The sequence below is a fragment of the Thermococcus sp. genome, from assembly GCF_027023865.1.
Lineage (GTDB): Archaea > Methanobacteriota_B > Thermococci > Thermococcales > Thermococcaceae > Thermococcus.
In genome coordinates this window covers 1-26,701 of sequence record NZ_JALVUC010000001.1, presented here as the reverse complement: position 1 = coordinate 26,701, position 26,701 = coordinate 1, and the positions used below count along the sequence as shown (strand labels likewise).

The following is a 26,701-nucleotide window of genomic DNA, read 5'->3' as shown; positions in this document are numbered from 1 at the left end:
GTTTTAAGCCTTTGGTGTTGGTGATGGAGTGCCCGTTCTGTAGACCCCCCCTAGAACAGCTCCTCTACGAGGACGACCTGATAAAAGTTCTGCTCGATGCTTATCCAGCGAACAGGGGGCATCTCCTCGTCGTCCCCGCCAGGCACGTCGAGCGCTGGGAGAATCTGAGGGAGGATGAAAAACTGGCGTTAATCCAGGGGATGGAACTCGCAATGGGGGCCCTGAGGGAAACGCTGAAGCCAGATGCCTTCAACGTCGGCATGAACCTTGGAAGGGCGGCGGGCCAGACGGTTCCTCATTTACACCTCCACCTGATTCCACGGTGGGAGGGCGACTGCGGCCATCCGCGCGGTGGAGTAAGGAAGGCCGTTCTGGAGTTGGAGGACGAGAGCTTGAGTATGAGGGAGCGATGGGAGGAGAACAGGCTAAGAGATAAGGAAATTAAAGCGCTGAGGAGGCTCTTTAAACAGAAACTTTAACGACCTCGAGTATCCTCCCCTGCGTTCTTCCACTGGAAGTGCTCCAGAGACTCCCCAGCCCTTGCGTCCTAGAAGGTGACCAACTTCTCCCCGGCTCCCCGAGATCCATACGACCACCTCAATAGAAGTGGGTGTCGATTCCTCCCAAGAGGTTGAGCATTTTAACGAGTCTCTTAACGTCCTCCTTCGGATAGTGGTCCTCCATCTCATCCTCAGGGTTGAGCTTTGATAGTTCCTCCCGGAGTTTTTTGAGGTCATCAAGATCCTCCTGGAGTTCAACAACGCGCTGGGCGAACTCGTAGCTCGTCTGGGGACTTTCAAACACCCGGTTCTGGTTAGCTATCACGGCTATCTCAAGGTTCGCCACGGCCTCATCAACCATTTTCAGTATCTCACCCACTTTCATATTATCCCCTTATGTTTTAGGGTAGACCTTTTAAATGAATGCCGCTTGGAAGATAAAGAACGCTCCCATGACTCGGCTACGTTATGGAACGCTATGGCTGCACGGCGCTGCTTATCGTGGCGGTTTTCGTCATCATTGGGATAAGTCTCTACATCCTTCTCTCCAGAGGGAGGGCAGAAACAGAAACGCGGACGTCGAGCGTGGGGCCTACAGAATGAACCTGCGCAGATATTGAAAATTTTTCGGTTTTGTCTTCCTTTCGCTGGGCATAGAGTTTTAACTCCGGAGGGCAACACTCAACAGGTGGTGTTGATGGACAGAGTTCAGGATTACGGTTCTACCGGTTTTAAACCCCGAACCGGGGTGAAAAAGCTTCTCATGGGCAACGAGGCCATAGCTTACGGTGCCCTCGAGAGCGGCGTCGTTTTTGCAACGGGTTATCCCGGAACGCCCTCAACTGAAGTCGTCGAGACCATAGCAAGACTAAAACCAGAGGTCTTCGCCGAGTGGGCACCCAACGAAAAGGTGGCCCTAGAAGAGGCCGCTGGAGTTGCTTACACCGGACTGAGAGCGCTTGTAACCATGAAGTGCGTTGGTCTCAACGTCGCCGCCGACCCGCTCATGAGCCTGGCTTATTCCGGTGTTGAAGGCGGTCTCGTTATCCTCGTGGCGGACGACCCGGGGCCGCACACCTCCCAGACCGAGCAGGACGACAGATATTACAGCAAAATCTCCCTCCTCCCGGTTCTCGAACCCGCAGACCCGCAGGAGGCCCATGATTTGGTAAAATACGCCTACAAGTTCAGCGAGCGCTACAAGGTTCCCGTAATCTTCCGCACGACGACAAGGGTAAACCACACCACCTCGGACGTTGAGGTCGGCGAGTTCATTGAGCTTAACAGAAAGCCCGTCTTCAAGAAGGACATCGAGCGCTACGTCAGAGCAAGCATGGATGGCAACAGGAAGAGGCACCGCTGGTTAAATGAGACTCTAATTAAAATCGAGGAAGAGTTCAACGGCATGCCCTTCAACTGGATCGAGGGGAGCGGTAGAATCGGCATAATCGTTGAGGGCGCACCCTACAACTACGTAAGGGAGGTCCTGCCGGAAGTTGGGAAGGACTTCAGGATTCTCAAACTCTCGACACCCCATCCGCTCCCAAGGAAACTCGTGGTGGATTTCCTCAGGAGTGTGGACTTTGCGATAGTCATCGAGGACGGTGCCCCGTTCCTTGAGGAGGAGGTCAAAATAGCGGCCTACGAGGCCGGGCTTAAAGCCCCGATTTACGGCAAGAGGACCGGCCACCTCCCTCTAGAGGGCGAGCTTACACCGAGCCTCGTCAAAAATGCCCTCTTAAAGCTCATCGGCGAGGAAGAGAAGACTTATGAGAAGCCGGGGGGGGTTGCCCGCGCGGAGAGCCTTGCCCCAAAGAGGCCCCCCGTTATGTGCCCCGGCTGTCCGCACCGCGGTTCTTACAGGGCCGCTCTGGATGCGCTCAGAGATTTAAAGCTCGGCCGTTACTCCATCCCGATACACGGCGACATAGGCTGCTACGCGTTATCGCTCCTCCCGCCGCTTGAGGCGATATGGACGGAATATGTTATGGGCGCAAGCATCAGCTTGGCGAACGGGCAGGGCATCGTCATGGACAAGAAGATAATCGCGACGATAGGCGATTCCACCTTCTTCCACAACGGAATCCAGCCGCTGGTCGACGCCGTTTACAAGAACCTGAACGTCCTGGTTATGATACTCGACAACAGGACGACGGCAATGACAGGCCACCAGCCGAACCCGGCAACCGGCGGGAGCGAAACCGGCAGGAAGTTCAACGAGATAGACATCGAGGCTCTGGTTAAGGCGCTCGGCGTTAAGTACGTCAAGACTGTCGACCCCTACGACCTTAACGCTACGAGGGAGGCCATTGAGGAGGCAATGGAAATTGAAGGGCCCGCGGTGATCATAGCGAGGCGCGAGTGCGTTATACCTGTGATAAGGCGTGGGGAAATCGGGGAGAAGCCGATAGTCATCGAGGACAAGTGCACGGGCTGTAAGGCCTGCATCCTCTTAACAGGCTGTCCGGCTCTCGTCTACGACCCGGAGAAGAAGAAAGTTCACATAGACGAGCTCCTCTGCACCGGCTGCGGTGTCTGCAACCAGACGTGCCCCTTCGATGCCATAAAGTTCCCGAGCGAGCTGGATCAGAACCAGCCGTAGCGCCAGTCCCTTTTTCTTCCCCCCTCATGTTATATGGAATAATTCCCCATATCAGGGCGTTGCACAAAAAATGGAGGGAAACCCAACTGCCACCATGTAGTACTCGTTGATGCAGTCGATCGCCCACATGATAGCCAGCACTGGACGGTGATCATGAAAGCTCCCCCAGGCCCCTCCTCCAGTTTTCCGGGCCGAGATAACCGGTTCCAAACGTTCACAGGATCGAAGCGGTCGTGGAAGTACTGACTTCCTCCCCGCCGTGAGGGGCTTTAACCCCTCGCTAAAGATGGGGAAGTTTACGGGCACTCATTCACCTACTCCTGTCACCAGTTTCGGCTCAGCCCGAGGGCACGGTCTCGTGCCCGTTACCCCTACCGGGAAACCCGGATTGGGGTAAAAGAACCCAGTCGCCTTAACCACCATGAAAGCCAACTCTAGCACGACCACGAGGGGGTATACAGCCGCTACTATTGGTATGGCTATCAAAAAAAGTTAAACATTGGAGTTAAGAGTCTCTCACTCCCTCCAAACCTCAAGAACCATGTATCTCCTCACGAGCGGGTTTGGGTAAAGCTCCCAACCGATTCCCTCCGTTTCTGCATCGATTTCCCCGAAGAGGCCGCCCTCCCTTGGATCAAGGCTCTCGCCGTAGATCTTTCCGGGCCTTATCTCGACCCCCATGTAACGGGGAAGGCCAACCATGACTTTTCCATTCTTCCTCGCGTAGTCGATTGCCCACTTGGCCGTGTAGAGACCGGAGTAAATCTCCGCTATCCTCACGGGGACGCTCGACTTTCCGATGGCGATTATCTCGATACCGGTTTCCTCCCAGAACTTCTTTGCCAGCGGCTGTAAATCTCTCGCAAGGTCCTTCCAGACCTCTTTCCCACGGTCGGTTATGGTCAAAGCGTCTATCGTCGGTTCGTCGAGCTTTCTGACCTCTATTCCACCGATGGTCGAGTCTAGGTGAACAACGTCCGGTTTGACTTCTCTCGAGAGTTCGACCGCTAAAAACGCCTCATCCCTGACGGCCTGCCTACCGCTCATGTCGTAGTTGAAGGGGTCGGCGTAGCGCACCCTGTTTAGCGTTGCCGTTCTGTAGGGCTTCTCCGCGAGGACAGCGGCCGTTGCTATGAGCCCAACTGGCTCATAATCCTCGGTGAGGAGCGCACCCCCTGTATCCGCTGAGACTACCCTCATCGAAACCACCGTTAACGGGCAATTACCAATATACTTAGTTGCAAACTGATTATGGTGATGTCATTGAGTGAACACTCAAAGGTTTATGAAGCTTTGGGCGATTACGTCCACAGCCTCTGTCATTCCCTCTACCTCGGAACTGCCCGCGGGAGTGCGGTTTTCTACGGGGAGCGCCGCGTCCCTTTGACGGCAGAAGGTTCCACCCCGTTCATAAGCATCTTCTACTCCAAGGGCGAGTTTGAGATCCTCTCGATAGACGGAGAGCACTCCCTCAACCTTCGGATGGGACCGAAAAGCGTCTCCTACGACGGATCGAGCGAGACCATCGAGATTGCCTTTTCCGCTCCAGGGGGTAATGAGGTCATCGTGATACTAAGGGGGGACAGGGAATTTTTCAAAACCCTTAAGGGTGCTGTTGAATCGTGCAGAGCAGTCAAGAATGAAAAGCTAGAGCTCACTCCCGGAGTAGTGGGGGTAGAACCCTTTCCATGAGGCCCTTTACGTCCTCGTCGAGGACTCTCAGGGTATCCCTGTCAACGTCGGTTACACCCTCGTACCTTTTGATGATGGAATAAACCTCCCCGTGTCTAACCCTAACGATTCCCATCAGCTCTCTCCCAGAGAGGAGCATTCCCGATTCCCTGTAAACTAAATAGCCTGCTATTGTATGAAGTGCGTCCATGTACAAGTCGTAGGCGGCTTCAACGCGCTCCTCCTTGAGTTTCCTCTCGGCCTTTCTGATGTAGGAGTAAACCTCTTGCACCAGTTCCTCCTCCATAATCCCACCACACAGGGTTTATAAGGGGAGCGTTAATAAAGCTGTCGAGAGGAATGCGCGCTGAAACGTTGGTTTGGGCGATTGCGATAATTGCCATTGCATACGTGGCGTGGGCTACGGTTGAGCCCCTCGTTACTGCCGTCTTTTTCGGGGTTGTCATAGCCTATGCATTCTATCCCGTGCACCGCAGAATAGCCCCAAAACTGGGAAAAACCCTGTCAGCGGTAGCTCTCACCATCATAACCGTGGGGGTTGGGGGGGTACTGACGTTTGAACTTCTCATGATATCCTTCCAGGTGGCCCTTTCGTTTTACAACGGTGTTGTGAACTTCTTTGACTGGCTTCTCCAGCAACCCCTTCCTCCAGACATCAGAAACTTCATCCAGAGCTTTCTCAACCAGCTGATTCCCAGACTGTCAGGGTACATATCACAGGGCGCTTTTTCCATCCCGATGTACCTACTGCAGGTCCTCATCTTCCTCCTCACCTTCTATTACACCCTAGCCTACGCGGAAGAGATATACAGCCAGATAGTCCTTTCCCTGCCTGAGAGAAACCGCGAGCTTGGCGAGGAGATACTCGCAAGTCTTGACAGGACCCTCGGAGCGCTCGTCAGGGCCTGGCTCGTTCTAAACATCTTAAAAGGCGTTCTCATGACCGTGGGTTTCCTGATATTCGGGGTTTCTAACATCTACACGGCCATAGTTGCTGGTTTCTTAACCTTTCTCTCCAGTTTCGTCCCCTTCTTTGAGGGATGGATGGCATGGCTTATTGCCGCCGCTTACTTCGCCATGAACGGTGCTTACTTCCATGCTATCGGGATAGCCCTCTACGGCTTCTCCCTCGTCTCTCCGATGCCAGATTATACGATAAGGCCCATGATGGTCGCGAGGGATACAGACCTCGACGAGACCCTCGTTTTCATCGGCATGGTCGGTGGGACTTGGGCAATGGGGATAAAAGGTCTCATAATCGGCCCGATAGTCCTCAACCTTCTCCTAGTTCTGCTGAAGGAGTGGAAAGGGAGGGTCGTTAAAGAACCGTCACACCGGCCTTCTTCATCTCCTCCAAAGCCAGCTCCTCGTCCCTTGGATTAATTCCCCTCACGGCATCACCAAGGAGATAGGCTTTAAAGCCGTACTTCACCGCGTCGAGGGCCGTCGCTTTGACGCAATATTCCGTGGCAACACCGCAGATGTAAACCCTTTTCACCCCATTCTTTCTGAGGATCTCGGCAAGATCAGTGCCCTCGAAGCCGGAGTAGGCTTCCTTATCCGGTTCCGTAGCTTTGGAGACTACCACCGCATCGGCCGGTAGGTTAACCACAAACTCCGCCCCTGGCGTGTTCTGGACGCAGTGCGCTGGCCACGGCCCACCATGTTCTTTAAAGCTGACGTGGTTCGGCGGATGCCAGTCCCTCGTTGCCACTATCAGCGCGCCGTGCTTTCTAAACTCCCCTATGTATTCATTGCACCTTGGAATTATCCTGTCCCCGTCTGGAACCGGCAAAGCTCCGCCCGGCATAAAATCACGCTGCATGTCAACAAGTATAAGGACCTCCTTGGGCATGATACCACCCAAAAAGAGTTCGACGAGGATGTTAAAATGGTTTTGCGGGCATCATCAAAAGCTTAGTAATTTAAACAGAGTTAACCTGCGGTTCACGACATGAACTTGGCAACGATGGATGGTGACTTCCAAGGACCACAAATGGGAAAAACGTAAAGGCTCATAACTCAAGTCTCTCTCTAAACTTAGACATATCAACGCCTTTACCCATACCAAAGAGATAAACCAACACCTTTCTATCCAGGTCACCGTAGCGCTCCCGCATTTCGCTTATGCCCTCGAGGACATCCTCCTTCTCCCAACCTAAGGACTTCGCTATGTACCCCACCATCTCCTCAAAGAGGTCTCCTTCGCTCCGCTCTTCTTCCAGTAAGGTCTCATCAACGATGAGCTTCCCATCCCGCTCGGTGAGCATACCCTTCTCAACGGCCTCGTTTACGAACTCCTTGGCCTCCTTGATGCTCATAATCCTGAGGGTGAAGGAGAGTATCCCTACAAGCTCGCTCCGCGTGAACTCGGCCGAGCCTTTGTACTCCACCGCACGTTTCAGAGGGTGCACACAATCACCTAACTTTCTTAGGGTACTGGAATAGATAAACTTTTACCCCTCAGGTGAACCCATAAAATTGGGGTGACCAAGGTGGAGCAGAGAACGCACAGGCTGGCAAGTGAGAGGCTTATAGGGAGACCGCTCAGGATAGAACCTGGCTATGCAGAGGTCGAGCTTTTGACCACTGAGGAGATGGCCGTCGATGATTACGGACTCGTTCACGGCGGTTTCACCTTCGGTTTGGCGGATTACGCTGCGATGTTGGCCGTGAACGAGCCTACTGTCGTCCTTGGAAAGGCGGAGGTGAAGTTCATCAAGCCGGTGAAAGTAGGGGAGAAACTCATCGCCCGGGCGGAGATAAAGGAAGACCTTGGCAGAGAGAGGGTAGTAGAAGCGGAAGTTTTCAACGAGAGAAACGAGAAAGTCTTCGAGGGAACTTTCCACTGCTACGTGTTGGAAAAGCACGTGCTCGGATGAACCGGGGGAATAAAGAATGGAAAAAGGCCTAGAGGATGAGAAAGAGAGGAGGATCTTTGGAGTAAGTTGGAACGTCTTCCTGCTCGGAATCGTCAGCTTCCTAAACGATATGAGCAGCGAGATGGTAATCCCCGTGATTCCAAGCTACCTAACCGAGGTACTTAAGGTTGGAGAGTTCGCCAGTGGATCCATCATGGGAGCAATAGAGAGCTTTGGCTCACTTTTTAAAGTTATATTCGGCTACGTAAGCGACAAGCTCAGGAAGAGAAAGGCTTTCATCTTCCTCGGATACCTAACCTCAATAGCGGCCAGGGGAGCCCTCGCCATCACCCATTACTGGTGGGATTTTCTGAGCCTGAGGATCCTAGATAGGCTTGGAAAGGGAGTGAGGACGGCCCCAAGAGACGCACTCATAGCGGAATCCAGTAAGAAGGGGAAGGTCGGTAGGTCATTCGGATTTCACAGAATGATGGACACGCTCGGTGCGGTAACGGGCCCCATTGTTGCCATAGGACTCCTTGAGCTGATGAAGAACATGCCTGTGGAGAAGACCTACCGCTACCTCTTCGCACTCTCAGTGCTTCCCGGTGTTCTGGTTCTCATAGTAATTCTATTGTTCGTGAAGGACAGGGGGGCAGAGATTAAGAAGCAGATAACAGGAATCTCAACCCTTCATGATAGAAACCTCCAGTTCTTCCTAGCGGTCGTTGCCATAGGGGCACTTGGGAGGTACAGCTACGCGTTTACACTCTGGAAGGCGGAATCACTAGGATACACCGTCATTCAGAGCACCGCGTTCTACGTACTGTTTAACATCGTCTACGCGTTTTTCAGCTATCCAATAGGAACCTACTCGGACAGTTTTGGGAAGAAGAGAATGATTACAGTCAGCTTTGGGATAGCAGCACTGGCTGCACTTGCCTTCGCCTACGCTCGCAACCTACCTGTGCTCCTGGTTGCGTTCGTTCTCTACGGCCTCTATGTGGCTATCGAGGATACAGTGCCGAGGGCATACATGGCGGACTTGGCAAGGGAGTATGAGAAGGGAACAATAATTGGGGCGTACCACACGGTATTCGGGGTCTTCGTCTTCCCGGCCTCAGTAATAGCCGGCTACCTGTGGCAGGTTCACTCCCTTGAGGCAGCCTTTCTTTACTCCTCAGCCATGAACGTCATAGCTTTCGTCATGATGCTCATGATAAAGGGTAAAAACTGAATATTTTCCATATTCTATTCGGGAATTCGGGTTAAATTTGTCAAAAAGACTAAAAGGGGGAAGAGAATACCAAGGGCGGTGATTGCGTGAAGGTTCTCATCATAGGCACAGGGGGAACGATAGCGAGCAGGATGACGGAGAAGGGATACAAAGCCGGGCTTGGAGTGGAGGAACTCATTGAATTAGCGGGAATAAAAAGGAACGACGGGATCAGCATCGACTCCTGGGATCTCATGAGGGTTGACAGCACGCTCATTCAGCCGGAGGACTGGATAACAATAGGGAAGGCCGTCTGGGAATCACTGGACGACTATGATGGGATAGTGATAACCCACGGGACGGATACCTTAGCTTACACCTCCTCGGCCCTAAGCTTCATGCTGAGGAACCCGCCGATTCCGGTCGTCATAACGGGTTCGATGCTCCCTATAACAGAACCCGGGAGCGACGCACCCGAGAACCTCAGAACGGCCATCACCTTCGCCAGGGACGGGATTCCCGGGGTTTACGTCGCCTTCAGGAACAAGATTATGCTAGGAACCCGCGTCTCAAAGGTTCACTCCCTCGGGCTGAACGCCTTTCAGAGCATTAACTACCCGGACGTGGCATACATCCGCGGCGGTTCCCTCGTCGTGATGCACAGGCCGGCCTTTGCGGGTGAAACCTCCTTCGACCCCAGGATAGACCCGAACGTCGTTCACATAAGACTCACTCCTGGCCTTTCGCCGGAGGTCTTTCTCTCAATAGCCGGAGAAGCTGACGGGATAGTGCTCGAGGGCTACGGCGCCGGTGGAATACCCTACCGTGGGAGGAACCTGCTTGAGGCAGTTTCTAAGGTCGTCCCGGAGAAACCTGTGGTCATGACGACCCAGGCCCTCTATGGCGGTGTTGACCTCACGAGGTACGAGGTGGGAAGGAGGGCGCTCGAGGCGGGGATTATACCCGCTGGGGATATGACGAAGGAGACAACGCTCACGAAGCTCATGTACGCCCTCGGTCACACCAAAAGGGTCGAAGAAGTGAGGGGAATAATGGAAGAAAACCTTGCCTGCGAGATATCACGCTGAGAGCTTCTCAAGCTCCTCGTCGCCGATGAGGAGCGGCCTCCCGGCTTCGATAACATAACTCAGCTTCCACTCGATTTCTCCGCGGTTCATAAGCTCCGCGTAGTGCCTCGCCTTCTCCTCTGCCTCCTTCACATTAGATGCCTCGACGATTCTCCGAACGTACCACTTTTTCTCCCCAAACCTGAGCTTGAACTCGGCCATAAACATGGGCATCACCGGAGAAAGTTAGAGAGGGAATATAAAAACCTAAGGCTCGGTCGCAAGGTAGAGGCCATCCCTCTCAAAGGCCTCGAAGACCTTTCCTCCTTCTTTCGTCTTCAGCTCGACCAGAACTCTGGCAGGAGCCTTTTCAATTTCCTCCTCAACCTTCCTGTCACTGAGAACCTGGATGAAGGCATCTCCAAGCCTCTCAAACTCAAAAACAAGCGCATCCTCCTCCCAGCGGTAGCCGCGGTAGGAAACACCGCCCATCCTGAAGGTCACTTCAAGAACAACTTTCATTCGCATTCCTCCGTTCAGAGGTTTCTCGCGGTGGGTTAAAAAGGTTAAGGGGGTCAACCCGCTTCAGCTTAACCACCTGCTTGGCGAACTCCTCGAGGACTTCCTTCCTCATACCCTCGAAAAATTTAATCGAACCGGCGTAACTGTGGCCGCCGCCCTCTATTCCGGCGCTCGGTAACGCTTCCTGGAGTTTTGGGATTATCTCGTTCAGGTCAAAGTTGTATGCCGCCATCCCGTCCGCGGCCCTCACCACCGCGAAGTCCGGGCCGTAAGCAAGCGTTAGTATCGGCGCATCCTCACCGTACTCCTCCTTAAAGTGGTCGTGAATCAAGCCGGAGAGCTTGCCCGGGGAGGGGTAAGAAAACTTCGGGGCGAACAGCTCGATGTCTATCGTGTTGAACCTTATGCCATTCGGAAGGACGACGCTCTTGACGTGAGGCAGGGAAGCCTTAAGGGCTTTCTCCTGCTTTTCCTTCACCTCTGGGTAAATCGCATCTATCAGCGCCCTGTGCCTCTGGAGGTTACCCGTCAGGAGGAGGATTTCATCTATGATGCCGTGTCCGTCCATGAACTTCCAGTAGAAGGCCTCGTGGTCTATGACCTCCGCTATCCTCTTGAGATCCTCCTCGGTGAGGCCCTTGGCCTCCTTCGCTATCTTGACGTACTGGTAGAACTCCGGTGCCTTGCTCCTGTCTCCGGTTCCCGCTATTGCCGGCAGATGCTTGATTCTGTCCTCGACCTCCGGGTTGATGAAACGGGCCACCTCTGTCGCCAGCATTCCGGCGGTAAGTTCATAATAGCCGCGCTTTACGTGGTGGGGGTTGACGTGGACATCAACGTAGTCATCGACCTTGGCTTTATCCTCGCTCACCCACTCACGCGGGTCGTGGTGATCTATTACAACTATTGGAACGCCGTAGGCCCTTATGCGCTTGTAAGCGGGTATGTCTTCGCTCGTCCCGCCGTTGTCCACTATTACAACCAGCGGCAGGGGGTCACCGAACTTCTCGTGGTCCTCAACCATAAAGATTATGTCCTTAAGCACATCTTCAATCTCGTAGAAGGGCGCCCTGCTAGGCCTCCTCTTGAAGAGCTTCCATCTGGCCTGGGAATCAGGTGAAATCTGCTCTATTAATGGGACTATCGCGTACTCCAGGGCGAGACCGGAGGTGTAGCCATCTGCATCGGAGTGGTGCCTCAGCAGTATGGGCCTGCCCTCGTATACCGCGCGCCTTATCATGAAAGCCGCCTTTATTATCTTCGGCTTGAGCTTCTCAAGGACCTCGCTCTCCACGAGAAATCCAACGTCCTGTGGCTGGGCACGCCTGTCAAGCTCCTCTCCTATACGCTTCTTTACCTCGGCGGCCTCGGGACCCCAGAGGCGAACCATGTCACTTGCCTCTATCTGAATCTCGCCCGAGTGGAAGGCTATCTTCCCAATGACTTCTACTATGTCCCCAACGTTGATGTTTGGATAAGCCCTGACTCCAGGGGCCTCGAAGGCGGCAACCCATGTTATCCCCGTCCCGTCGGTTATCGTGAAGACCGTCGGTCCACCGGTAACCTGTATCTGCGTCACCTCACCGCGAAGCCTCACCGTCCTGCCGGCCATGTCCTTACTGAGGTCCTTTGTGAGGGTCACCGGAAGCTCCTTCCTAACAACCACTTCCTTGTAATGCCTGAGGGCCGACTCAACGAGGTCAACCTCGCGCTTGTCTGGCCTCACATCGAGAACCTGAACGAGAATCTCGTCACCGGGCTTGTATTCTCTGCCACCGAGAAGGTCTTTCCGCTTTATCAGTCCCGTAACGTGCGGGTTCAGGGCAACGAAGACGCCAAAGCGCTCCACCCTTTCAATGATTCCCTTATAGACACTCCCGACCTCAACGTCCTCGTAGTCACACGTCTTGTCGAGGACGTAGACGACCTTGTACTTCCTCAGGCAGTCTGGGCAGACCCACGTCGTTTCCATCCCCGGCTCCCACGGGCCTTTAACCCTACCGCAGATGTCGCAGGCCAGAACCTTGCCTGTCCCACCGCAGACAGGGCAGGTGTCGTAGACCGGAACAGTTCCCTTCCCGTGACACTCGGGGCAGGGTATCTCATCAACCTCATCCTCAACTCCGAGGTAGTTGAGGTTGCGGTAGCCCTTCAGCTTGTCTCCTACCTTGAAATCAGCGGGAACGTATCCCCAGCCCCCGCAGACGGGGCACTCCTTCTCGCCCACCTTAATCTTTCCGGTGCCGTGGCACTCGGGGCAGTCCTTAACGACCATATTTCTCACCCGGCCTAAGTTGAAGTGCAGGCTTAAAAACGTTAATCAGCGGGAACCAACTTGGGGATATAACCGCTAAGAAGTAGGTTCGTAGTTCAAACCTACATCCCACCCTACACAAATCGCTTATAAATTTCCCAGCGGTTTTGTGATATGATTGAAAAATCGGTAAAATCTTATGGGAACAGTTTCACACAATGGGGGGATGACAGTGAAGTTCCGTCAGAGGCTCTACGTGGCGTTTCTTGGCACGGTCATAGTCCTGCTCCTAATAACCGCAGCCGTTCAGGTAAAGACGATAGGGACATGGGAGCCAACATACAGGAACAGGTCTCGCCAAACCTGAGGGAGGAGGCACAGAGGATCGCACAGCTTGAGAGCGAAAAGTATGCCCTCACCCTGGACAACGAGCTTTCCCCAATAGAACAACTGGCAAAAACCTACGCAAATACGATTGGAGGATTTTACCTAAATGAAGAAATCTACTCCGAGTACCTGAAGAGCCCACTCTTTAATCAATCCATGATGAAAGAATTAAAGAAGCTCCACGATTCCAATCCAAACATAGTGACCACATACTATGTAGACAACCTCGGGAGGGTCTTTGCATATCCCAAAGCCGGGCTTTTCTCAAGTTACAACGCGACAAAGTCCCAGTGGTATAGAAGGGCAGTCTCAAAGGGTGCCTTTTGGATGCCCCCTCACATCAATACTGTAGCCGGGAAGAAGGTAATAACCTACGTTGTTCCAGTGGAGTACCAGGGACATGTTAAGGGCGCCCTGGGAGTGGACGTGGACTTCTCAAGCGTATTTAATGGCATGCTGTCAACTAGGATAGGCAAAACGGGATACCTCTTCGTGGTAAGCCCCAACGGAACGGTGATAATCCACCCCGACTTAAGCCTCGTGGGCAGGTTAAACATCTTCACAGATCCCTCTTATTCTAAACTCGCAGAAGCTATGAGAGGCTCGGAGGGCGGTGTGGTAACCTCAGACGTCAATGGAAAGCCCCAGGTCTTCGCGTTTTCAAAAAGCAGGGTAACTGACTGGACTGTGGTGGCAACCGCCCCCGAGGAGGGGCTTTTGGGGGGACTGGTGCAGGCCCTCAATGAGTCCAGCAGAGAGGCCTCCAGAGAGCTTGCCTACAGCTTCGGGATTATAGGAATCCTTGCGGCGGCCTTAATCTACCTAAGCGTCAGATACCTGCGCGGTGCCCTCAGGCCAGTTGAACAACTCACCAAGGCAGCAGAGCTTATCGGCTCCGGAAACCTCCAGGAGGCAAAGCGGATCGTAGGCTCAATAGACTATCCCCACCGGGATGACGAGATAGGAAAGCTGATAACAGCCTTTGAATCCATCTCACAGGACGTCATTGGGACGCTCAACGGGGTCATAGCAAAGCTCGACGCCATGGCCAAGGGGAGGCTCGACTAGGAGGTAAACGCCAGGGCCAAAGGTGATCTACAGGAAATTATAACCGCCCTCCAGAGGACGTCAAGCAACCTGAAAGCCCTAATCGGAAACATCAAGGACATAGGCCTGGAACTGGACACGCAGGCGGACGGGCTGGCCGAGATAGCGACCAACGTGAGGAACTCCATGAATCAAGTGAGCGAGGCCATAGAACAGGTCAGCACCGAGGCGCAGAGACAGCAGGAAAGCATCAACGAGATAACGGAAGGAATGCGCATGGTCTCCGACGTTACGGGGAAAACAACGAGCACGATGGAGGAGTTTGAGAAGGCAATCGAAGAGGTAATAAAGACCGCCGAGGATGGCAGGCTGAAAGGAGACAGAGCATAAAGCGTTCCATGGGCTTTATTGAGGAGGCAGTAAATGCCGTAAGTGAGATGAGTCGGCGCATAGGAGAGATAACGCGCACGATAAGTGCCATAGCAGAGCAGACAAATCTCCTTGCTTTGAACGCGGCCATTGAGGCTGCCCGTGCTGGAGAGGCCGGAAGGGGGTTCGCTGTCGTCGCCCAGGAGATAAGGAAGCTCGCGGAGGAGAGCAAGGAAGCCGCTGAGAACATAAGCGAGATAATCAGCGAGATGGACGAGAAGGTTCAGCGCGCAGTGCAGGAGACGGGAAAGGGAGTACAGAACGTCGCAAGCTCAACGGAGACGCTGAACGAGAGTATAGGCTACCTCGGTTACATAGCGGAGATGATACAGAACGTTGGCCAGAGGGTCTCAGAGGTCAAAGACCGGGCCCTACAGACAAGGGAGGAAGTGGAGAGAACCCTCCAAGCCCTCGAAACGCTTGCCGCCAGTGCAGAGGAGACCACCGCAAGCGCCGAAGAGGTCAACTCAGCAATGCAAGAGCAGAGGGAGGAGATTGATGCCCTGAATGAGGGAGCAGAGAAGCTGAGAGAAATTGCAAAGCAACTCAAGGAAAGCGTCGAGCGGTTCAAACTCTGATACCTTTTACCTTCTTCTCTCTCCTGAAGAAACCCCAGAAACCGGCCATCGACAGGGCGTAGAGGATAGACTTTATCAAAAAGAAACAGGGATGAACCGGCTCAGCCAAAGGACGCCATAAACTCCTGAACTGCCTTCCACGTCAGGGAATGCGTCCTCCCCGCGAGGATTATCACGTGGTAGTCTGGGTTGTAGGGGTTCGGTAGAGATTCCACGACGTAACCTTTCTCGAGCACCTCAACCTTTATCTTGGCCACCGTTGTGTTTCCATAAACCTTCGTCAGGAGGTTCCAAGCTTTGTTGCTCACCCAACCACCAACTATGATAACATTTTTGTCCTTCGGCAGGGCCTTGAGGGAGGTGTCGTTGATTATGAGGGAGTTAACATTTTTAGTAACGTTGACCAGCGGAGCCGTAAAGTGGACCGTTTTCTTCACGAGAACCCTCCTGACAAAGACGTAACCCTCAACGCCCGTGACCTTCCCTTGAGAGTCGCGCTCAAAGAGTGGAACAATGCTCAGTCCCCAGTTTAAAGGTATCTCAAGCCTCCCACCGGGTTTAACCTCGACCCTTCTGAAGCCCTTCGAGGGGTCTACGTGGAGGTAGAGGGTGGTGAGGTTCTTCGTCGGGTTGATGTCCCAGACCCACTGCCCCTTGAAGACGTCTCCATCGTGGTATTCGCGAACCTTTTTGTAGGATGCGTAGTTGTAAACGACCATCATATTACTGTTGATGCCCACAAAGAACTCCGTTGGAGAGAACACGAACAGTGCCGGGGTACCTTCCCTCATAAGCTCCTTAATCTCTTTTCTAGGGTAATAATCGTAGGACTGGAACTCACCCCGTCCCTGAAAGTCCGTGTACATAAGGTAGTACTCTCCCTCGAGCATTATCTTCGGCTTCCTCGCCCCATCAGGGTAGTCAACCTCCACGAGCAGCTTGGAAGAGTTCATGTTCATATCAAGGAACCTAAGGGTCCAGCCGTCTGCGTTCAGACTCTCACCTATGGACTTTGTCTCGTCACTTACGTTGTTCACGGAGTAGACGTAGAGCGTGCCCTTACCGTCAAACGTCGAGAACACCGCCTTATAGTTTCCCTTTGGGATCATAGGTGTGGTGTTCTCGTTGAAGATTACCTCCACGCTTCTGTCAAGGAAATAAGAAGCCCCAGAACTCTCGTTGAAACCTACCCTTGAGAAGTTGACCGCCACGACGACGGCCTTTCCCAAGGGTTCATCACTCACGTTTATCCCGACGTCGGGCATGTCAATGCGGTTGAGGGTGTAAAACTGGTTCGCATCCACTATTGGAACGCTGTGGTACTCCACTGGGACGGAGACGGTAACGTTGTAGGTGCCGTTCCTTATCCCCTGGAGAACTAAGAACGCGCCGAGGCGGGAGCCACTTATCGCGTCATCGCCGATGTGGAGGGGGATGCCATTGGCAACTTTGGTCGTGGGAAGAACTATCACCGTGTTGGAGGAGTTAATGGGAGTGGATGCAGAAGCGGGGATGATGACCATTGAAAACGCCACTAACGCCACAATGAGGCGCGTTAAAGCCCTCTTCATCTCTTTTCACCAGAGTAAGCTCGGACTCAACCTTTATAACTTTTCCCGGGAAGCATGGAATGCGATGATGAGTGAATCCAATACTGAAGGGATGATGAACCCCGAACCTGAGCGCGGAGAAAGGATGGGGGTCAGGATGAAAACCTTGGGAGAGATACACAGCAGGCTTGAAAAACTGAAACAAAAGAGGAAAAAGCTCGATGCCCTCGGCTGGGACGACATAGGACAGGAGGTTGTGGGGGCAGCGACAGTAGCGGTGATAACTTACTTTTCTCTTCTGAAAGCCTCGCCCTTTAGGGCGGGGATGAAGTAAACCACCCAAGAGCTATCAAGCGAGAAAGCACTCAACAAAAAGCTTAAATACTAAGCCATACTATTAAATGTTGGTGGAGAATATGGGAGTCATCACTATCTCCATTGACGATGAAGTCGAGAGGAAATTCAGAAAACTCGTGGAAAAGAAGTATGGGAAAATCAGAGGAGCCTTAGGAGTAGCCATAACCGAAGCAATGAAACTCTGGATTAAAAAAGTCGAAAGCGAGGAACAATGAAGAGAACAGTAACCCTCAAACTCCAACCCTCGAAAGCCCAAGAGAAAATCCTCTTCGAGTTAGCCGACGTTGGAGCCAAAATCTGGAACCGGGTGAACTACCTAAGACGACAAGGATTCTTCAAAGAACAAATCGTGGACTTCAACAAAACCGAAAAGATAGTTTACGAAGAGTTTAAGAAGGAAATCGGTTCCGCAACAGTCCAGCAAATTTGTAGGAAGAATGCTGAAGCTTGGCGGAGCTTCTTCTCACTCTTAAGGAGCAAGAGGAACGGAGAACTGCTGGAATGGTTCAAACCAAAACCACCAAACTACATCAAGAAAGGAGGTTTAATCGTCCTTAGGAACGACCAATACAAGATTGAAGGGAACAAACTAATCCTAAAAGGCCTCGGAAAATTCAAGCGCTTGGAAATCCAGTTTAAAGGCAGAATACACTTGAAGGGGAAGCAAGGAAGATTAGAAATAACTTACGACCCCGTTAAGCGAAAATGGTTCGCTCACGTTAGCTTCACGGTGAAGGAGAAGCTAATCAACGGCGAGTGGGTGAGCGTTCCAAGACAATCCTTGGGCGACCTTTCAACGGGAATAGACCTTGGAGTAAACAACCTAATGGCCGTTTACGTCGAGAACGGTGAAAGCTTCCTCGTGAACGGAAGACCCTTGAAAGCCATAGACTTCTACTTTAGGAGAATTATTGCCGATTATCAGTCCAAACTCAACAAGTCTGGAGTTAAAACGAGCAGAAAACTCAGAAAACTGCACGAGAAGGCCAAACTCCAAGCCAAACACTACATTAACACGGCGGTAAGACAGACGCTCGAGAGGCTTTATCACCTTGGAGTTTCGAGGATTGTCGTTGGTTATCCAAAGGGCATTAGCAGGAACTCCGATAAGGGCAAAAAGCAGAATTTCCTCCTCTCCCACGTCTGGCGGTTTAATTACGTTATCAAACGTCTTAAAGAAGTTGCTGAGGAGTATGGTATTAGTGTCGTGGTTGTTGATGAGGCTTTCACGTCTAAGGTTTGTCCCGTTTGCGGGAAGCCTCATTATGGGGCGAGGTTTGTTCGTGGATTATTTAAGTGTCCCGCAACGGGGCTTATCTTTAACGCGGACTTAGTTGGAGCGTTTAATATCTTAAAGAAGGTTGTTAAAACCATAACCCCGAACTTGGGCGGTCTTTACGCTCAGAGGAGGGGTAATTGGCTCAAGGCCGAGCCAGAGGGGTCGAAGACCCGCTTTTTAGTGGGTTTTGATGAGGCCCCCTCAAACCTCCCTGTCATTGGTGAGGGGTTAATTCGTTGGAACCCTCGCCGTTCACGGCGGGGAGGAGGTCAGACAATATCCGCGGACCAGTATATCCTTAAAACAGGTAGACTCAGTTGCAAGTTCACTACCTCAACGAGACGTGCTTGTGAGCACGTTCGCGGTCGCTGGGGCGATAACAATTAATATGGTGGGGTAAATGCGGGTTGTAACGGGAAGCAGATGGGAAAAATTTGCCGATGAGAATTCAGTTCTCTTTCCGGAGTACCAAAAGAACCGGGACGGGCTGTTAGAACTCGCTGACTCTCTCAACGGGGATGAGACAGTTGTAACAGCAAGCCTTGAGCTGATTGACTTGATAGCGAGTCGCTTTAAGAAGGACGAGAACAACGTTCTGATTTACTCAAACACTGGAAACTCCGTCACGCTCAAAGAGAGCTATGAGATGAGAAAGTACCTCGACTTCGATGTAAGGGGCGGATTCTCGGGTGAGAACGCTAAAACGAGCGTCCTGTTCGTTGAAGGCAAAACCGACGCCAAGTTCTTCAAGGCGGTCTCCAAGAAGCTCTTCGAGTTCAAGGAGAGCAGGGATGCTCCGAGGGGCCCGAGGTTCATAGAGCGCGTTTTCGAGCGCGACAACTTTGACCTCTTAATGAGGGAGCACGACAACCACTACCTCGCGGTTATCCCGAGTGAGGGCAACTCCGGCGTCATCAGGAATCTCGGGAACTTCCTCCGGGCGATGGATGTCTTTGACTTTAAAGTGGACATGATAGGCACAGCCATAGACATCGACGAGGACAGGGACGCAGCCCTCGCGTCCATAACAGGGAAGCTCTCAGGCTTTGAGAGAGAGGAAACTCAATTCGGCTACCGTATTGGTGAGACTGAAGTAATTCCCCTCATAATCGGCCTGCCCTTCGAGGACGAGGCGATAGAGTGGAAGAAGCCAACCGTCGAAGACCTGATGCTCCACCTAATAGCAAGGGAAGGCCTCCTCGAGAAGATAAAACCCGGCTTAAAGGCCCTCAACGGGAGCCTCGGAAGGAAGCTCAAGCCGAAGGAGGTTATGTACCTGGCTTTATCAGCCTATGGCCACTGGGGCAACCTCGAGGGTTTCTACGAACTGTTCGTTATGCGCTCCCGCTTCAGGAACCTGAAGGCCGTCCTGAGGGAAGCCGGGCTGATGGAACCGCTACAACACCTTGCAGGGTGGGAGAGATGAGGGTAAAGCTGGTCTCCTTTGACGTCTGGAACACCCTCCTCAACATTAACGTCATGCTCTCCACCCTCTCGAGGGGCCTTGCGGAGATAACTGGAATGAACGAGACTAAAACGGATAGGGGAGTTACCCTCGCTCGGGAGAGGATAAAGGCCATGCGCGCCAGAGCGGCCGGGAATCCGGAGAGAACACTCGAAGAGAGCCAGGAGCTTTTGGCGGAAGTCCTTGGAATCGATGTTGAACTCGTCAAGAGGGCGGCGGCAAGGGCCACCCTCGGGATTGGGGACAGGATAGTCCTGCCGGGGGCGAAGGATGCCCTGGAAGGCGTCAAGAGGAGAGACCTGAAGGTCACCGTTACGGGCAACGTGATGTTCTGGCCAGGCTCTTACACAAGGCTCCTTCTCGAGCGCTTTGGTCTGATGGATTACATTGACAGGACCTTCTTCGCCGATGAGGTGAAGACCTACAAGCCAATGCCCGAGATGTTCGAGAAGCCACTCAAGACATTTGGGATAAATCCAGAGGAGGCAGTACACATCGGCGACACCTACGCGGAGGACTTTGAGGGTGCTTTAAAGGCCGGAATGTGGGCAGTCTGGATAAATCCGGAAGCTGAGGGAGTGCGGCGAATCCACGAGAGGGGCTTTGAGGTGCCAAGGGTTGAGGGGATTTTAAAGGTGCTGGAGCTAATTGATGGGAATGATATTTAAGCTAAAGCACCGAAATATGAGACGGCGAGGGGTTTGAGCGAGTCATTGAGAGGCTGGAGAGAATAGAAAAGTTGCTCATAGCGCTTAACTCAAAGGTGGATAACTTTCTCGGATATGAGAGCCTGACAAAAAGGGAGCGCGAGGAGCTCAGAGGGATGAGGGAAGAGGTTAGGAGGGCAACTTCGTGAAGTTCGAAGAACTCTTCGGTGAAGACTGATGTACGAAGTCATCTTCACAAAGAAGGCCGCCAAGCAGGTTAGAAACCTCCAGGATGCTCATAGAAGGAAACTGAAAGAAATAATCATCACTCTCTCGGAGAATCCCCTTTTCTTACCCTTACAAAAAGATCCACGGAGAGGAGCACACTTACAGGATACGGGTTGGACAGTCCAAGGTCTAACATAAGTCTCGTTACCTAACTAACTTACATCGCATGTAGCAACATTAAATTTATGAGTATCATCAACTACGTACTATTCAGAGCAGACTAGCAACTCAGTTTTATCCTGTCACTCACGGGAGGTGAAGCCATGAGTGATATGAAGAGGATATCTAAACTTAGAATCAAGAATTACTATACCTCATACAGAACCAAGTATCCTCACAAAGGAATCGATAACGCTAGAAGAGCTACCCTTAACTGGGCTATTGGGATACATAAATTTATATTCGGAGATGAACAGTTAGACGTGGCTATCGAAGAGTACAAAAAGTTCATTCAATCTCTGGAATAAAAAAAATCTTGCTCATTTACTGCTGGTACTGGTAGGATAAAGTTGCATAACCCCCCCACACTATAGGTGTGGCCACACAACCTCATTGCAACCCCAAATTTGGAAGATGCCCTCTAGAGAGTATTGCGTTCAAGGAAAACTCAGAATCAAAAGAAAAGGGAAATATCAGTACTGGATTCATCTAAAGACGTAAATTTCATCTCTCTCCCTTCGGCTTCAGCCACACCCCCAGTCCAACCTGCCGCATCTTCTGGTAGCGTAGGTCCTCCTTCCTGTAACTGAAGGCCTTTAGAATCCTCTCAACCGCTGGCAGAACCTGGTTCTCGATGTAATAGTCTGCATCGTAGCGGTGCTTCGTGGGGTCGAACTCGTCGAAGGGTATCGCCTTGTCTCCTATCCTTCCGGAGCCTTTCAGCACGATGTAGCTGATGACCGTTCCGGGCCGGATTTTAACCCCCTTGGCAGCGAGGCGCTTCGCTATGGCCACGTGTGGTCCGGTTGCTTTGTAGTCCCTTAGATCCCTCGTGATCTGCTCGTGGATGACGAGCTTTTCGGGCGGAACCTCGTACTTGCTCAGCTTCTCCGTCACCTCTTTGACGATCCTAACGGCCTCTTCAACGTCACCGTGTCTCAATATGGCTTCGAGGACTCTTGCCTGCGTCTCCTTCGCTATCTCGCTCCAGTCCCTCCTGACGATTTCAAGCCCGCGTGTCGTTATCTTGCCCTCCTCGTCGATTACGGCGTACTTCTTCTTCGTCACGAAGAAACCGCGCCTGTAAAAGCCCTCGTACTCGAGCTCCAGAAGACCGGGCAGTCTAGGGTTGATGTAATCTAGGAACTCTTTAGCCTTCTTTTTGACGGTTTCGGCGTCTGCCCCGGGTATAGTCGCGAAAAATCCATCGGTGTTGTGAACGAGTATTCCATTGGCAAAGAATCTGTGGGTTCCCTCAACCTCTATATCGTAGACGTAGCCGTCGTGGGCTATCTCTTCGATTTTCTTGGGATATACCAGATCGAAATCATATTTGTAAGTCCTCTTCTTGGTTGTATGCCCCCCTAGATTCTCCAAGAGTTTGGTGAATTTTCTGTCTATGAGGAAGCCTACCCTCTCGGCAAAGCGATGCCTGTTCTTTATCCTCACGTGAGTTGAATGCGTTCCATTTCCTTTCTCCAGATACCGGTTTGGCTTGGTTTCGGTGAATAGTGAGTTGGAGACCCCAACCAGCCACAGCAACTTCCTCACGGCATCACTAAGCTCTCTGTTAACGCTTGTCAGTCTAATTTCGGGGATTTCCCTACGTAAACTCACTGTTCCGTCCGCTGAGAACAATCCCCGTAGAAAGGCCTCTATGTATTCCCTCGGAAGGTTTAACATGAAGCTGGGAATGGTTTTGCCCCCGTTTTCATCTTTGAAGTATTTGATCATGAATCCCGCGAGCCACTTGGAGAATATGGAAACATCGCCCTTCTTGTTTTTGTCGTAGTAGTTAGAGATAATGCCTGCCTCCTTTAGAGGCTTTAGAGCTTTCCTCTCTATCTCAGACTTATCCAGCCCACAGGAGAGGCCAACGTAGTATTTGGCCCAATGTGAAGTCCCTCCCCAGCTACCATCTCCAACTAGCAGGCCAATAAGCTCCCAGAGCCTGACGGCAATTGGGTTGGCCTTGATGGGGCGAGCAATTGGCCGATTGGGTGTAATGAGTGACTTAACTATATCCCCCAGTTCTTCAGGCCTGACCTCGACGAAGTGCTCTTTTAAGGGCTTTCCGGGTTTGACCTTGCTTGTGTTCAGGTAGCCTATCAGAGAATGGTCTTCTGTAACATCTAGATACCAAGAGTTGGTGAACCATATTCTGTAAATTCTCTTGTCTGTTTTATGCCTCATGACGTATGGAACTCTTTCCCACACTAGCCTACCCCTGTTGTCCAGTGTTAGCGCCTCAACCCCATTAAGAACACAGTACTCTTTCTCATCAACCCTGTAATCAACGCACTCAAAGAGGTTCTTAATTGGAACGAACTCAATTCTGCCCCGTCTTCTGATGATAATCTCCGTATCCCCGGTGACGCTATCTGCGTAGAGCACTCTAAACCCGAACTTCTCCTCTATTTCTCTCATGGTCATTTCAATGTATCCCCTACCCCACGCGGTAACGCTCTCGGCGCATTCCTTGCAGTACCAGCGGGCCTTTGCATAGGCATAGTAGCCGTAGAATGAATTGGCCAAGATCTTAATGGCCCGTTGCCTGTAATCGAGGAGCTTCTTCTCCAGCGGATCTATCGTGGCCTTCATACGCTTCTTTATCTTCTGCCTCTCCTCCAAGAGGTCGCCGAGGAGGCTCGGGATGAAGCCGGGGAAGTCCTTGCAGAACCTGTGACCAACCTGCGGAGCCTCGTCGTACTCTTTACAACCCTCGCGGTTGAGAGTGTCAGGCGAGACGTTGTGGGTGATGATGATCGAGGGGTAAAGAGCTTTGTAATCGAGGTAAGCTATATTCTCCCACAGTCCTTTCTCAGGCTCCTTGACATAGCCACCGGTGTAGCCACCCCTGCGCCTCTCAAGTTCCCGGTTGGAAGGCTTGTTTGGTGCCAGCTCGTTCCTCTCGTAGGCCTTCCTCAGGAGAAACCACTCAACGAGGTTGCCCGTGCTGGAACGCGAGACGTCCCAGAAGCTCTGCCCGACGAGGCGCGAGAGCTGGGCCTCCATTGGAAAGAACTCCCTTCCCAGCTCGTAGGTAACCTGTGCATCCTCCATTGAGTAGCGTGCCACCCTTTCTAAGCCCTCGCCCGTTTCCCAGGCCTGCGCTATCTCTTCGGCATAGACCTTCTCCTTTGGCTGCCCAAAGATGGCCTTGTAGACGGCCTCCAACGTGTAAGTGGGCAGGTTGACGGTGTGCCTTATGACGGGGTAGAGGTCGAAGTGAATCCTTCCCTTTACCTCGACGGCAAAACGGTCACCCATCCTCTGTATCTTCGGTTCGCTACCGTCCCTGCCGAGCGTGAAGTTTACACCGAGCTTTTCACAGCGCTTTTTGAGGTAGGCGAAGTCGAAGTTGTCACCGTTGTAAGTTATGAGAACATCCGGGTCCTTCTCCTTGACGACCTTGAGGAAGCGCTTTATCATCTCCTTCTCGGTGGAGACGACGTCGACGTAGGGAAGGTTGATTTTCTTCCAGGTTATAACTCTTACCCCTTCCTCACTGGCATAGCTTATCATGAGAACCGGTCCCTCGGCGAACTCTTCACCCTCGTGATAGAGTGTCTCAATGTCGAAGGCAAGCATCTTGAGTTCTTCATCTCTCTCCATCGGGATTAAGCCCTTGTCGATAAGGTATCTTTTTGCGAAGGGTATGTCGTACTCGTAGATGTCTACAATGGCGGGATGTTTTCTTATTCTGTCCCTTATCGCCGGAACATCCTGGGGGTGGGTGAAGTAGAGCTTCCAGACCTCAATCGGCCTGCCGAGGAACTTCTTTTTCACCTTCTCGGCCCTAACTACTCTCACCGTCGTGCCGTGCCTCTCGGCTGTGATCTTTTTGATGTCTTCAATCGCTGAATCGTCCCTCAGGAGAGCATAGATGTACGGCTCAAAGTTCCTGTCGTAGTCTATCTTGAACTCGCCGTTCTCTTTCTTGAACACCCTGATGACGGGCCTTCCGTCTTCGGTGATGTAGTCAGTATCGAGAATCATTCTTTCTCACCCATAACCTTGTAAAACAGCTCGGGGCGAATCCGGAAACCAACATGGGTTAAAATTTCCAAAAGCGTTTGGGGGGATTCTTTGAGCATGCCGGTTTCGTTTAAAATCCTCAGTATGCCCAGCGTACCTATAACATTCAAGCCCTCAAGTCTTGCGGCTTTCCTGGCTTTCAGGTCATCGAGAACGACCACAGCATCGAGGCACTTTGCAAGGGTTATTGCCCCCAGTTCCCCCCTGTGAAGTCCCAGATACTCCAACTCGGTGATTTTCTCAATTTCCATGACTGAGATAAGGTTCCTCTCCGTAAGTTCTCGCAGAAGGGCGCTTACCTCATCCTCCTTCGTGGTGATCTCCAGCAGAACTCCCTCAGGAGCGTAAACCTCTCCAAAAAGTGCTATCGAACTAGTTAAGTATCCAAGCTTTCCAAGGATTATAAGTGGGGACGAATTAAAGACGGTCCTCACGTTTCAGCTCCCCCATGAGTTTATCGGCCTCTTCTCTCTCAAGTTTTATCTCTTCCTCATCGAGAAGTGAGTATCCCACCCCGAGCTTGTCGAGGAGGAACACCAGCTCTTCTAGCCTCATGTCCAGAAGCTCGGCAGCTTTCTCAAACGTTATCTGGTGGCTCACTAAGAGTCCAACGACCTTGAGGAACCGCTCCTTTTCCCGATAATCTTTGAAGAGGGGAAAATTGAACACTAACCTATCAACCTCCTCCATGCTACCACCGTCTCTGGGTTAAACGTTCTTCCTAATAAACCTCACCACCACATTTTTAAAGCTCCCATCGGAGTCCTGCCCATGGAGCTGTTTTACCGTGTGGGCTTTCATGAGATGGTGGCGGACGCGTTAAGCCTAGTTGAGGAACGCGAGCTGTCATCGAAGCATGCCCTCGAGAGGGTCTTCAAAAGGGCAACCGGAAAAGATCGTGAGAAGGCGAGGGGTTTGGCCCACGCCTACGTCTTTGAGATTGAGAAGTGGCGGGCTAAAATCGATTTCATAATTAATTCAGCCCTTAAAGGCTCAACGGTTGAAGACCTCGACCCCTATCTGACAAATCTCTTAAGGATAGGAACATTTGAGATACACTTCCGAAAGGTCCCGCCCGCCGTTGCCACTGACTCGATAATCCGCGTTGTTAAGGAGCGCCTCGATTTCTCAGGGGCTAAGTTCGTCAACGCATTGATGCACTCGATAGAGAAGTTCGACATCGAAAAGGCGCTAAAGAAGCTGAAGGAAAAAGACAGAGCAGAGTGGCTCTCAGTTAAATTCTCCCATCCACGCTGGTACGTTGAGTACATCATCGACCTTTTGGGCTATGACGAAGCCGTTCGTCTGTTCCTCAGCAACAACAGGCCGCAGAGATACTACGTTAGAGCTAATACCCTGAAGACGGACGTGGACTCGCTGAGAGACTACCTTGAAGAAAAGGGCGTTAGGACTGCCTTAACTCCTGTTCCTGATGTCCTGAAAGTTCTTAAATACAAAACACCGGTCACGAGGTTCGAGTGGTACAGGGAAGGGAAGTTCGTAATCCAGGATCTGGCTTCAGCCTACGTCGCCCACGTCCTAAGCCCCGAACCTGGAGACAGGATCCTTGATCTAGCGGCAGCCCCAGGTTCAAAGACCTTCCACGTGGCGGCGCTGATGGAGAATAAGGGAGAGATTGTAGCGGTGGATTATTCCTACGACCGGTTGATGAGAATGAGAGAAAAGATAAAGATTTTAGGAATTAAAAATGTCAGACTCGTCCACGCTGACGGCCAGAGCTTCAGGGACAATACAGGTTTTGA

The 26,701-nt window shown here is 52.1% G+C and carries 30 protein-coding genes; 18 read left to right on the top strand and 12 right to left on the bottom strand.

Features of this window, described 5'->3' with window-relative positions; genetic code table 11:
* Nucleotides 1–23: 23 nt before the first annotated feature.
* The gene (locus MV421_RS00150) at nt 24–479 is read left to right on the top strand and encodes an HIT family protein (RefSeq protein WP_297420674.1); all 456 of its coding nucleotides are present in this window, start codon (nt 24–26) and stop codon (nt 477–479) included.
* A 118-nt stretch (nt 480–597) separates the two neighbouring features.
* Here MV421_RS00150 and MV421_RS00145 read toward each other — a convergent pair whose 3' ends face one another.
* Complete coding sequence (locus MV421_RS00145) at nt 598–885, bottom strand: hypothetical protein (RefSeq protein ID WP_297420632.1); 288 nt, start codon at nt 883–885, stop codon at nt 598–600.
* A 312-nt stretch (nt 886–1,197) separates the two neighbouring features.
* Between MV421_RS00145 and iorA the strand changes: the two genes are divergently transcribed.
* Complete coding sequence (gene iorA, locus MV421_RS00140; protein WP_297420635.1) at nt 1,198–3,102, top strand: indolepyruvate ferredoxin oxidoreductase subunit alpha; 1,905 nt, start codon at nt 1,198–1,200, stop codon at nt 3,100–3,102.
* Nucleotides 3,103–3,618: 516 nt separating this feature from the next.
* On the opposite strand, the gene MV421_RS00135 is transcribed toward iorA, so the two are convergent.
* Nucleotides 3,619–4,302, bottom strand: a complete 684-nt coding sequence (locus MV421_RS00135) for a DUF4152 family protein (protein WP_297420637.1) — start codon at nt 4,300–4,302, stop codon at nt 3,619–3,621.
* A 57-nt stretch (nt 4,303–4,359) separates the two neighbouring features.
* On the opposite strand from MV421_RS00135, the gene MV421_RS00130 reads away from it, so the two are divergent.
* Nucleotides 4,360–4,794, top strand: a complete 435-nt coding sequence (locus MV421_RS00130) for a hypothetical protein (protein ID WP_297420639.1) — start codon at nt 4,360–4,362, stop codon at nt 4,792–4,794.
* Here MV421_RS00130 and MV421_RS00125 read toward each other — a convergent pair.
* Nucleotides 4,757–5,080 (bottom strand): hypothetical protein, encoded by a 324-nt coding sequence (locus tag MV421_RS00125; RefSeq protein ID WP_297420641.1) that lies wholly within the window; start codon nt 5,078–5,080, stop codon nt 4,757–4,759. The two genes, MV421_RS00130 and MV421_RS00125, sit on opposite strands and share 38 nt — an antisense overlap.
* Before the next feature lie 53 nt (nt 5,081–5,133).
* On the opposite strand from MV421_RS00125, the gene MV421_RS00120 reads away from it, so the two are divergent.
* Nucleotides 5,134–6,177: an AI-2E family transporter gene (locus MV421_RS00120; RefSeq protein ID WP_297420643.1), complete on the top strand. Its 1,044-nt coding sequence runs from the start codon at nt 5,134–5,136 to the stop codon at nt 6,175–6,177.
* Here the strand turns inward: MV421_RS00120 and MV421_RS00115 are convergent.
* Complete coding sequence (locus tag MV421_RS00115; RefSeq protein WP_297420645.1) at nt 6,113–6,649, bottom strand: nicotinamidase; 537 nt, start codon at nt 6,647–6,649, stop codon at nt 6,113–6,115. The genes MV421_RS00120 and MV421_RS00115 overlap by 65 nt on opposite strands.
* A 160-nt stretch (nt 6,650–6,809) precedes the next feature.
* The gene (locus tag MV421_RS00110; RefSeq protein WP_297420647.1) at nt 6,810–7,208 is read right to left on the bottom strand and encodes a DUF2240 family protein; all 399 of its coding nucleotides are present in this window, start codon (nt 7,206–7,208) and stop codon (nt 6,810–6,812) included.
* 81 nt (nt 7,209–7,289) lie between these two features.
* On the opposite strand from MV421_RS00110, the gene MV421_RS00105 reads away from it, so the two are divergent.
* The 3 genes from MV421_RS00105 (at nt 7,290) to MV421_RS00095 (ending at nt 9,959) form a co-directional block, all read left to right on the top strand.
* The gene (locus MV421_RS00105) at nt 7,290–7,676 is read left to right on the top strand and encodes a PaaI family thioesterase (RefSeq protein ID WP_297420649.1); all 387 of its coding nucleotides are present in this window, start codon (nt 7,290–7,292) and stop codon (nt 7,674–7,676) included.
* A 16-nt stretch (nt 7,677–7,692) separates the two neighbouring features.
* Complete coding sequence (locus MV421_RS00100) at nt 7,693–8,892, top strand: MFS transporter (RefSeq protein WP_297420651.1); 1,200 nt, start codon at nt 7,693–7,695, stop codon at nt 8,890–8,892.
* 86 nt (nt 8,893–8,978) lie between these two features.
* A complete protein-coding gene (locus MV421_RS00095) occupies nt 8,979–9,959 on the top strand; it encodes an asparaginase (RefSeq protein WP_297420653.1) in 981 nt (326 codons plus the stop codon).
* Here MV421_RS00095 and MV421_RS00090 read toward each other — a convergent pair.
* Genes MV421_RS00090 through MV421_RS00080 form a run of 3 tightly spaced genes read right to left on the bottom strand, consistent with a single transcriptional unit; the run spans nt 9,951 to nt 12,735 of the window.
* Entirely contained in the window at nt 9,951–10,166 is a 216-nt protein-coding gene (locus MV421_RS00090) for a hypothetical protein (protein ID WP_297420676.1), read from the bottom strand. The genes MV421_RS00095 and MV421_RS00090 overlap by 9 nt on opposite strands.
* Nucleotides 10,167–10,205: 39 nt before the next feature.
* Complete coding sequence (locus tag MV421_RS00085; protein ID WP_297420678.1) at nt 10,206–10,460, bottom strand: hypothetical protein; 255 nt, start codon at nt 10,458–10,460, stop codon at nt 10,206–10,208.
* Nucleotides 10,444–12,735, bottom strand: coding sequence for a DHH family phosphoesterase (locus MV421_RS00080; protein ID WP_297420680.1), 2,292 nt, complete (start codon nt 12,733–12,735; stop codon nt 10,444–10,446). The genes MV421_RS00085 and MV421_RS00080 overlap by 17 nt, the downstream gene beginning before the upstream one ends.
* Nucleotides 12,736–12,940: 205 nt before the next feature.
* Between MV421_RS00080 and MV421_RS00075 the strand changes: the two genes are divergently transcribed.
* The 4 genes from MV421_RS00075 (at nt 12,941) to MV421_RS00060 (ending at nt 15,155) form a co-directional block, all read left to right on the top strand.
* The gene (locus MV421_RS00075; protein ID WP_297420655.1) at nt 12,941–13,081 is read left to right on the top strand and encodes a hypothetical protein; all 141 of its coding nucleotides are present in this window, start codon (nt 12,941–12,943) and stop codon (nt 13,079–13,081) included.
* Nucleotides 13,042–14,169: a cache domain-containing protein gene (locus tag MV421_RS00070; RefSeq protein WP_297420657.1), complete on the top strand. Its 1,128-nt coding sequence runs from the start codon at nt 13,042–13,044 to the stop codon at nt 14,167–14,169. Before MV421_RS00075 ends, MV421_RS00070 begins: the two co-directional genes overlap by 40 nt.
* 165 nt (nt 14,170–14,334) lie before the next feature.
* Entirely contained in the window at nt 14,335–14,538 is a 204-nt protein-coding gene (locus MV421_RS00065) for a hypothetical protein (RefSeq protein WP_297503778.1), read from the top strand.
* A gap of 8 nt (nt 14,539–14,546) precedes the next feature.
* Nucleotides 14,547–15,155, top strand: a complete 609-nt coding sequence (locus MV421_RS00060) for a methyl-accepting chemotaxis protein (RefSeq protein WP_297503781.1) — start codon at nt 14,547–14,549, stop codon at nt 15,153–15,155.
* 101 nt (nt 15,156–15,256) lie between these two features.
* Here the strand turns inward: MV421_RS00060 and MV421_RS00055 are convergent, their stop codons facing one another.
* A complete protein-coding gene (locus MV421_RS00055) occupies nt 15,257–16,726 on the bottom strand; it encodes an S-layer protein (RefSeq protein WP_297420661.1) in 1,470 nt (489 codons plus the stop codon).
* A gap of 64 nt (nt 16,727–16,790) precedes the next feature.
* Between MV421_RS00055 and MV421_RS00050 the strand changes: the two genes are divergently transcribed.
* The 6 genes from MV421_RS00050 (at nt 16,791) to MV421_RS00025 (ending at nt 21,208) form a co-directional block, all read left to right on the top strand.
* The gene (locus MV421_RS00050) at nt 16,791–17,039 is read left to right on the top strand and encodes a hypothetical protein (RefSeq protein ID WP_297420663.1); all 249 of its coding nucleotides are present in this window, start codon (nt 16,791–16,793) and stop codon (nt 17,037–17,039) included.
* Between the two features lie 73 nt (nt 17,040–17,112).
* The gene (locus MV421_RS00045; RefSeq protein ID WP_297420682.1) at nt 17,113–17,277 is read left to right on the top strand and encodes a hypothetical protein; all 165 of its coding nucleotides are present in this window, start codon (nt 17,113–17,115) and stop codon (nt 17,275–17,277) included.
* Complete coding sequence (locus tag MV421_RS00040) at nt 17,274–18,728, top strand: transposase (RefSeq protein WP_297517655.1); 1,455 nt, start codon at nt 17,274–17,276, stop codon at nt 18,726–18,728. Before MV421_RS00045 ends, MV421_RS00040 begins: the two co-directional genes overlap by 4 nt.
* 13 nt (nt 18,729–18,741) lie before the next feature.
* Entirely contained in the window at nt 18,742–19,767 is a 1,026-nt protein-coding gene (locus MV421_RS00035) for a DUF3226 domain-containing protein (RefSeq protein ID WP_297416831.1), read from the top strand.
* Nucleotides 19,764–20,474 (top strand): HAD family hydrolase, encoded by a 711-nt coding sequence (locus MV421_RS00030; protein ID WP_297416833.1) that lies wholly within the window; start codon nt 19,764–19,766, stop codon nt 20,472–20,474. Before MV421_RS00035 ends, MV421_RS00030 begins: the two co-directional genes overlap by 4 nt.
* Nucleotides 20,475–21,004: 530 nt before the next feature.
* Nucleotides 21,005–21,208: a hypothetical protein gene (locus MV421_RS00025; RefSeq protein ID WP_297416835.1), complete on the top strand. Its 204-nt coding sequence runs from the start codon at nt 21,005–21,007 to the stop codon at nt 21,206–21,208.
* 196 nt (nt 21,209–21,404) lie between these two features.
* On the opposite strand, the gene MV421_RS00020 is transcribed toward MV421_RS00025, so the two are convergent.
* The 3 genes from MV421_RS00020 to MV421_RS00010 are packed head-to-tail and all read right to left on the bottom strand — an operon-like array spanning nt 21,405 to nt 25,628.
* Nucleotides 21,405–24,899 carry a DNA polymerase domain-containing protein gene (locus MV421_RS00020; protein ID WP_297517652.1) on the bottom strand — a complete coding sequence of 1,165 codons (3,495 nt, stop codon included), beginning with the start codon at nt 24,897–24,899 and terminating at the stop codon, nt 21,405–21,407.
* A complete protein-coding gene (locus tag MV421_RS00015) occupies nt 24,896–25,372 on the bottom strand; it encodes a DUF3368 domain-containing protein (RefSeq protein WP_297416840.1) in 477 nt (158 codons plus the stop codon). The genes MV421_RS00020 and MV421_RS00015 overlap by 4 nt, the downstream gene beginning before the upstream one ends.
* Nucleotides 25,356–25,628 carry a hypothetical protein gene (locus MV421_RS00010; RefSeq protein WP_297416843.1) on the bottom strand — a complete coding sequence of 91 codons (273 nt, stop codon included), beginning with the start codon at nt 25,626–25,628 and terminating at the stop codon, nt 25,356–25,358. Before MV421_RS00010 ends, MV421_RS00015 begins: the two co-directional genes overlap by 17 nt.
* A gap of 81 nt (nt 25,629–25,709) precedes the next feature.
* Here MV421_RS00010 and MV421_RS00005 point away from each other — a divergent pair.
* The coding region (locus tag MV421_RS00005) for an RsmB/NOP family class I SAM-dependent RNA methyltransferase (RefSeq protein ID WP_297517649.1) at nt 25,710–26,701 on the top strand (992 nt) is incomplete at its 3' end.

Bases quoted from the DNA above. Each gene is read 5' to 3' on its own strand.
- MV421_RS00065 (WP_297503778.1), top strand. From the start codon at position 14,335: ATGAATCAAGTGAGCGAGGCCATAGAACAGGTCAGCACCGAGGCGCAG.
- MV421_RS00090 (WP_297420676.1), bottom strand. From the start codon at position 10,166: ATGTTTATGGCCGAGTTCAAGCTCAGGTTTGGGGAGAAAAAGTGGTAC.
- MV421_RS00010 (WP_297416843.1), bottom strand. From the start codon at position 25,628: ATGGAGGAGGTTGATAGGTTAGTGTTCAATTTTCCCCTCTTCAAAGAT.
- MV421_RS00030 (WP_297416833.1), top strand. From the start codon at position 19,764: ATGAGGGTAAAGCTGGTCTCCTTTGACGTCTGGAACACCCTCCTCAAC.
- MV421_RS00040 (WP_297517655.1), top strand. From the start codon at position 17,274: ATGAAGAGAACAGTAACCCTCAAACTCCAACCCTCGAAAGCCCAAGAG.
- MV421_RS00125 (WP_297420641.1), bottom strand. From the start codon at position 5,080: ATGGAGGAGGAACTGGTGCAAGAGGTTTACTCCTACATCAGAAAGGCC.
- MV421_RS00150 (WP_297420674.1), top strand. From the start codon at position 24: ATGGAGTGCCCGTTCTGTAGACCCCCCCTAGAACAGCTCCTCTACGAG.
- MV421_RS00070 (WP_297420657.1), top strand. From the start codon at position 13,042: ATGGGAGCCAACATACAGGAACAGGTCTCGCCAAACCTGAGGGAGGAG.
- MV421_RS00120 (WP_297420643.1), top strand. From the start codon at position 5,134: ATGCGCGCTGAAACGTTGGTTTGGGCGATTGCGATAATTGCCATTGCA.
- MV421_RS00075 (WP_297420655.1), top strand. From the start codon at position 12,941: ATGACAGTGAAGTTCCGTCAGAGGCTCTACGTGGCGTTTCTTGGCACG.
- MV421_RS00080 (WP_297420680.1), bottom strand. From the start codon at position 12,735: ATGGTCGTTAAGGACTGCCCCGAGTGCCACGGCACCGGAAAGATTAAG.
- MV421_RS00115 (WP_297420645.1), bottom strand. From the start codon at position 6,649: ATGCCCAAGGAGGTCCTTATACTTGTTGACATGCAGCGTGATTTTATG.
- iorA (WP_297420635.1), top strand. From the start codon at position 1,198: ATGGACAGAGTTCAGGATTACGGTTCTACCGGTTTTAAACCCCGAACC.
- MV421_RS00050 (WP_297420663.1), top strand. From the start codon at position 16,791: ATGATGAGTGAATCCAATACTGAAGGGATGATGAACCCCGAACCTGAG.
- MV421_RS00145 (WP_297420632.1), bottom strand. From the start codon at position 885: ATGAAAGTGGGTGAGATACTGAAAATGGTTGATGAGGCCGTGGCGAAC.
- MV421_RS00020 (WP_297517652.1), bottom strand. From the start codon at position 24,899: ATGATTCTCGATACTGACTACATCACCGAAGACGGAAGGCCCGTCATC.
- MV421_RS00060 (WP_297503781.1), top strand. From the start codon at position 14,547: ATGGGCTTTATTGAGGAGGCAGTAAATGCCGTAAGTGAGATGAGTCGG.
- MV421_RS00035 (WP_297416831.1), top strand. From the start codon at position 18,742: ATGCGGGTTGTAACGGGAAGCAGATGGGAAAAATTTGCCGATGAGAAT.
- MV421_RS00025 (WP_297416835.1), top strand. From the start codon at position 21,005: ATGAGTGATATGAAGAGGATATCTAAACTTAGAATCAAGAATTACTAT.
- MV421_RS00085 (WP_297420678.1), bottom strand. From the start codon at position 10,460: ATGAAAGTTGTTCTTGAAGTGACCTTCAGGATGGGCGGTGTTTCCTAC.
- MV421_RS00055 (WP_297420661.1), bottom strand. From the start codon at position 16,726: ATGAAGAGGGCTTTAACGCGCCTCATTGTGGCGTTAGTGGCGTTTTCA.
- MV421_RS00100 (WP_297420651.1), top strand. From the start codon at position 7,693: ATGGAAAAAGGCCTAGAGGATGAGAAAGAGAGGAGGATCTTTGGAGTA.
- MV421_RS00135 (WP_297420637.1), bottom strand. From the start codon at position 4,302: ATGAGGGTAGTCTCAGCGGATACAGGGGGTGCGCTCCTCACCGAGGAT.
- MV421_RS00130 (WP_297420639.1), top strand. From the start codon at position 4,360: ATGTCATTGAGTGAACACTCAAAGGTTTATGAAGCTTTGGGCGATTAC.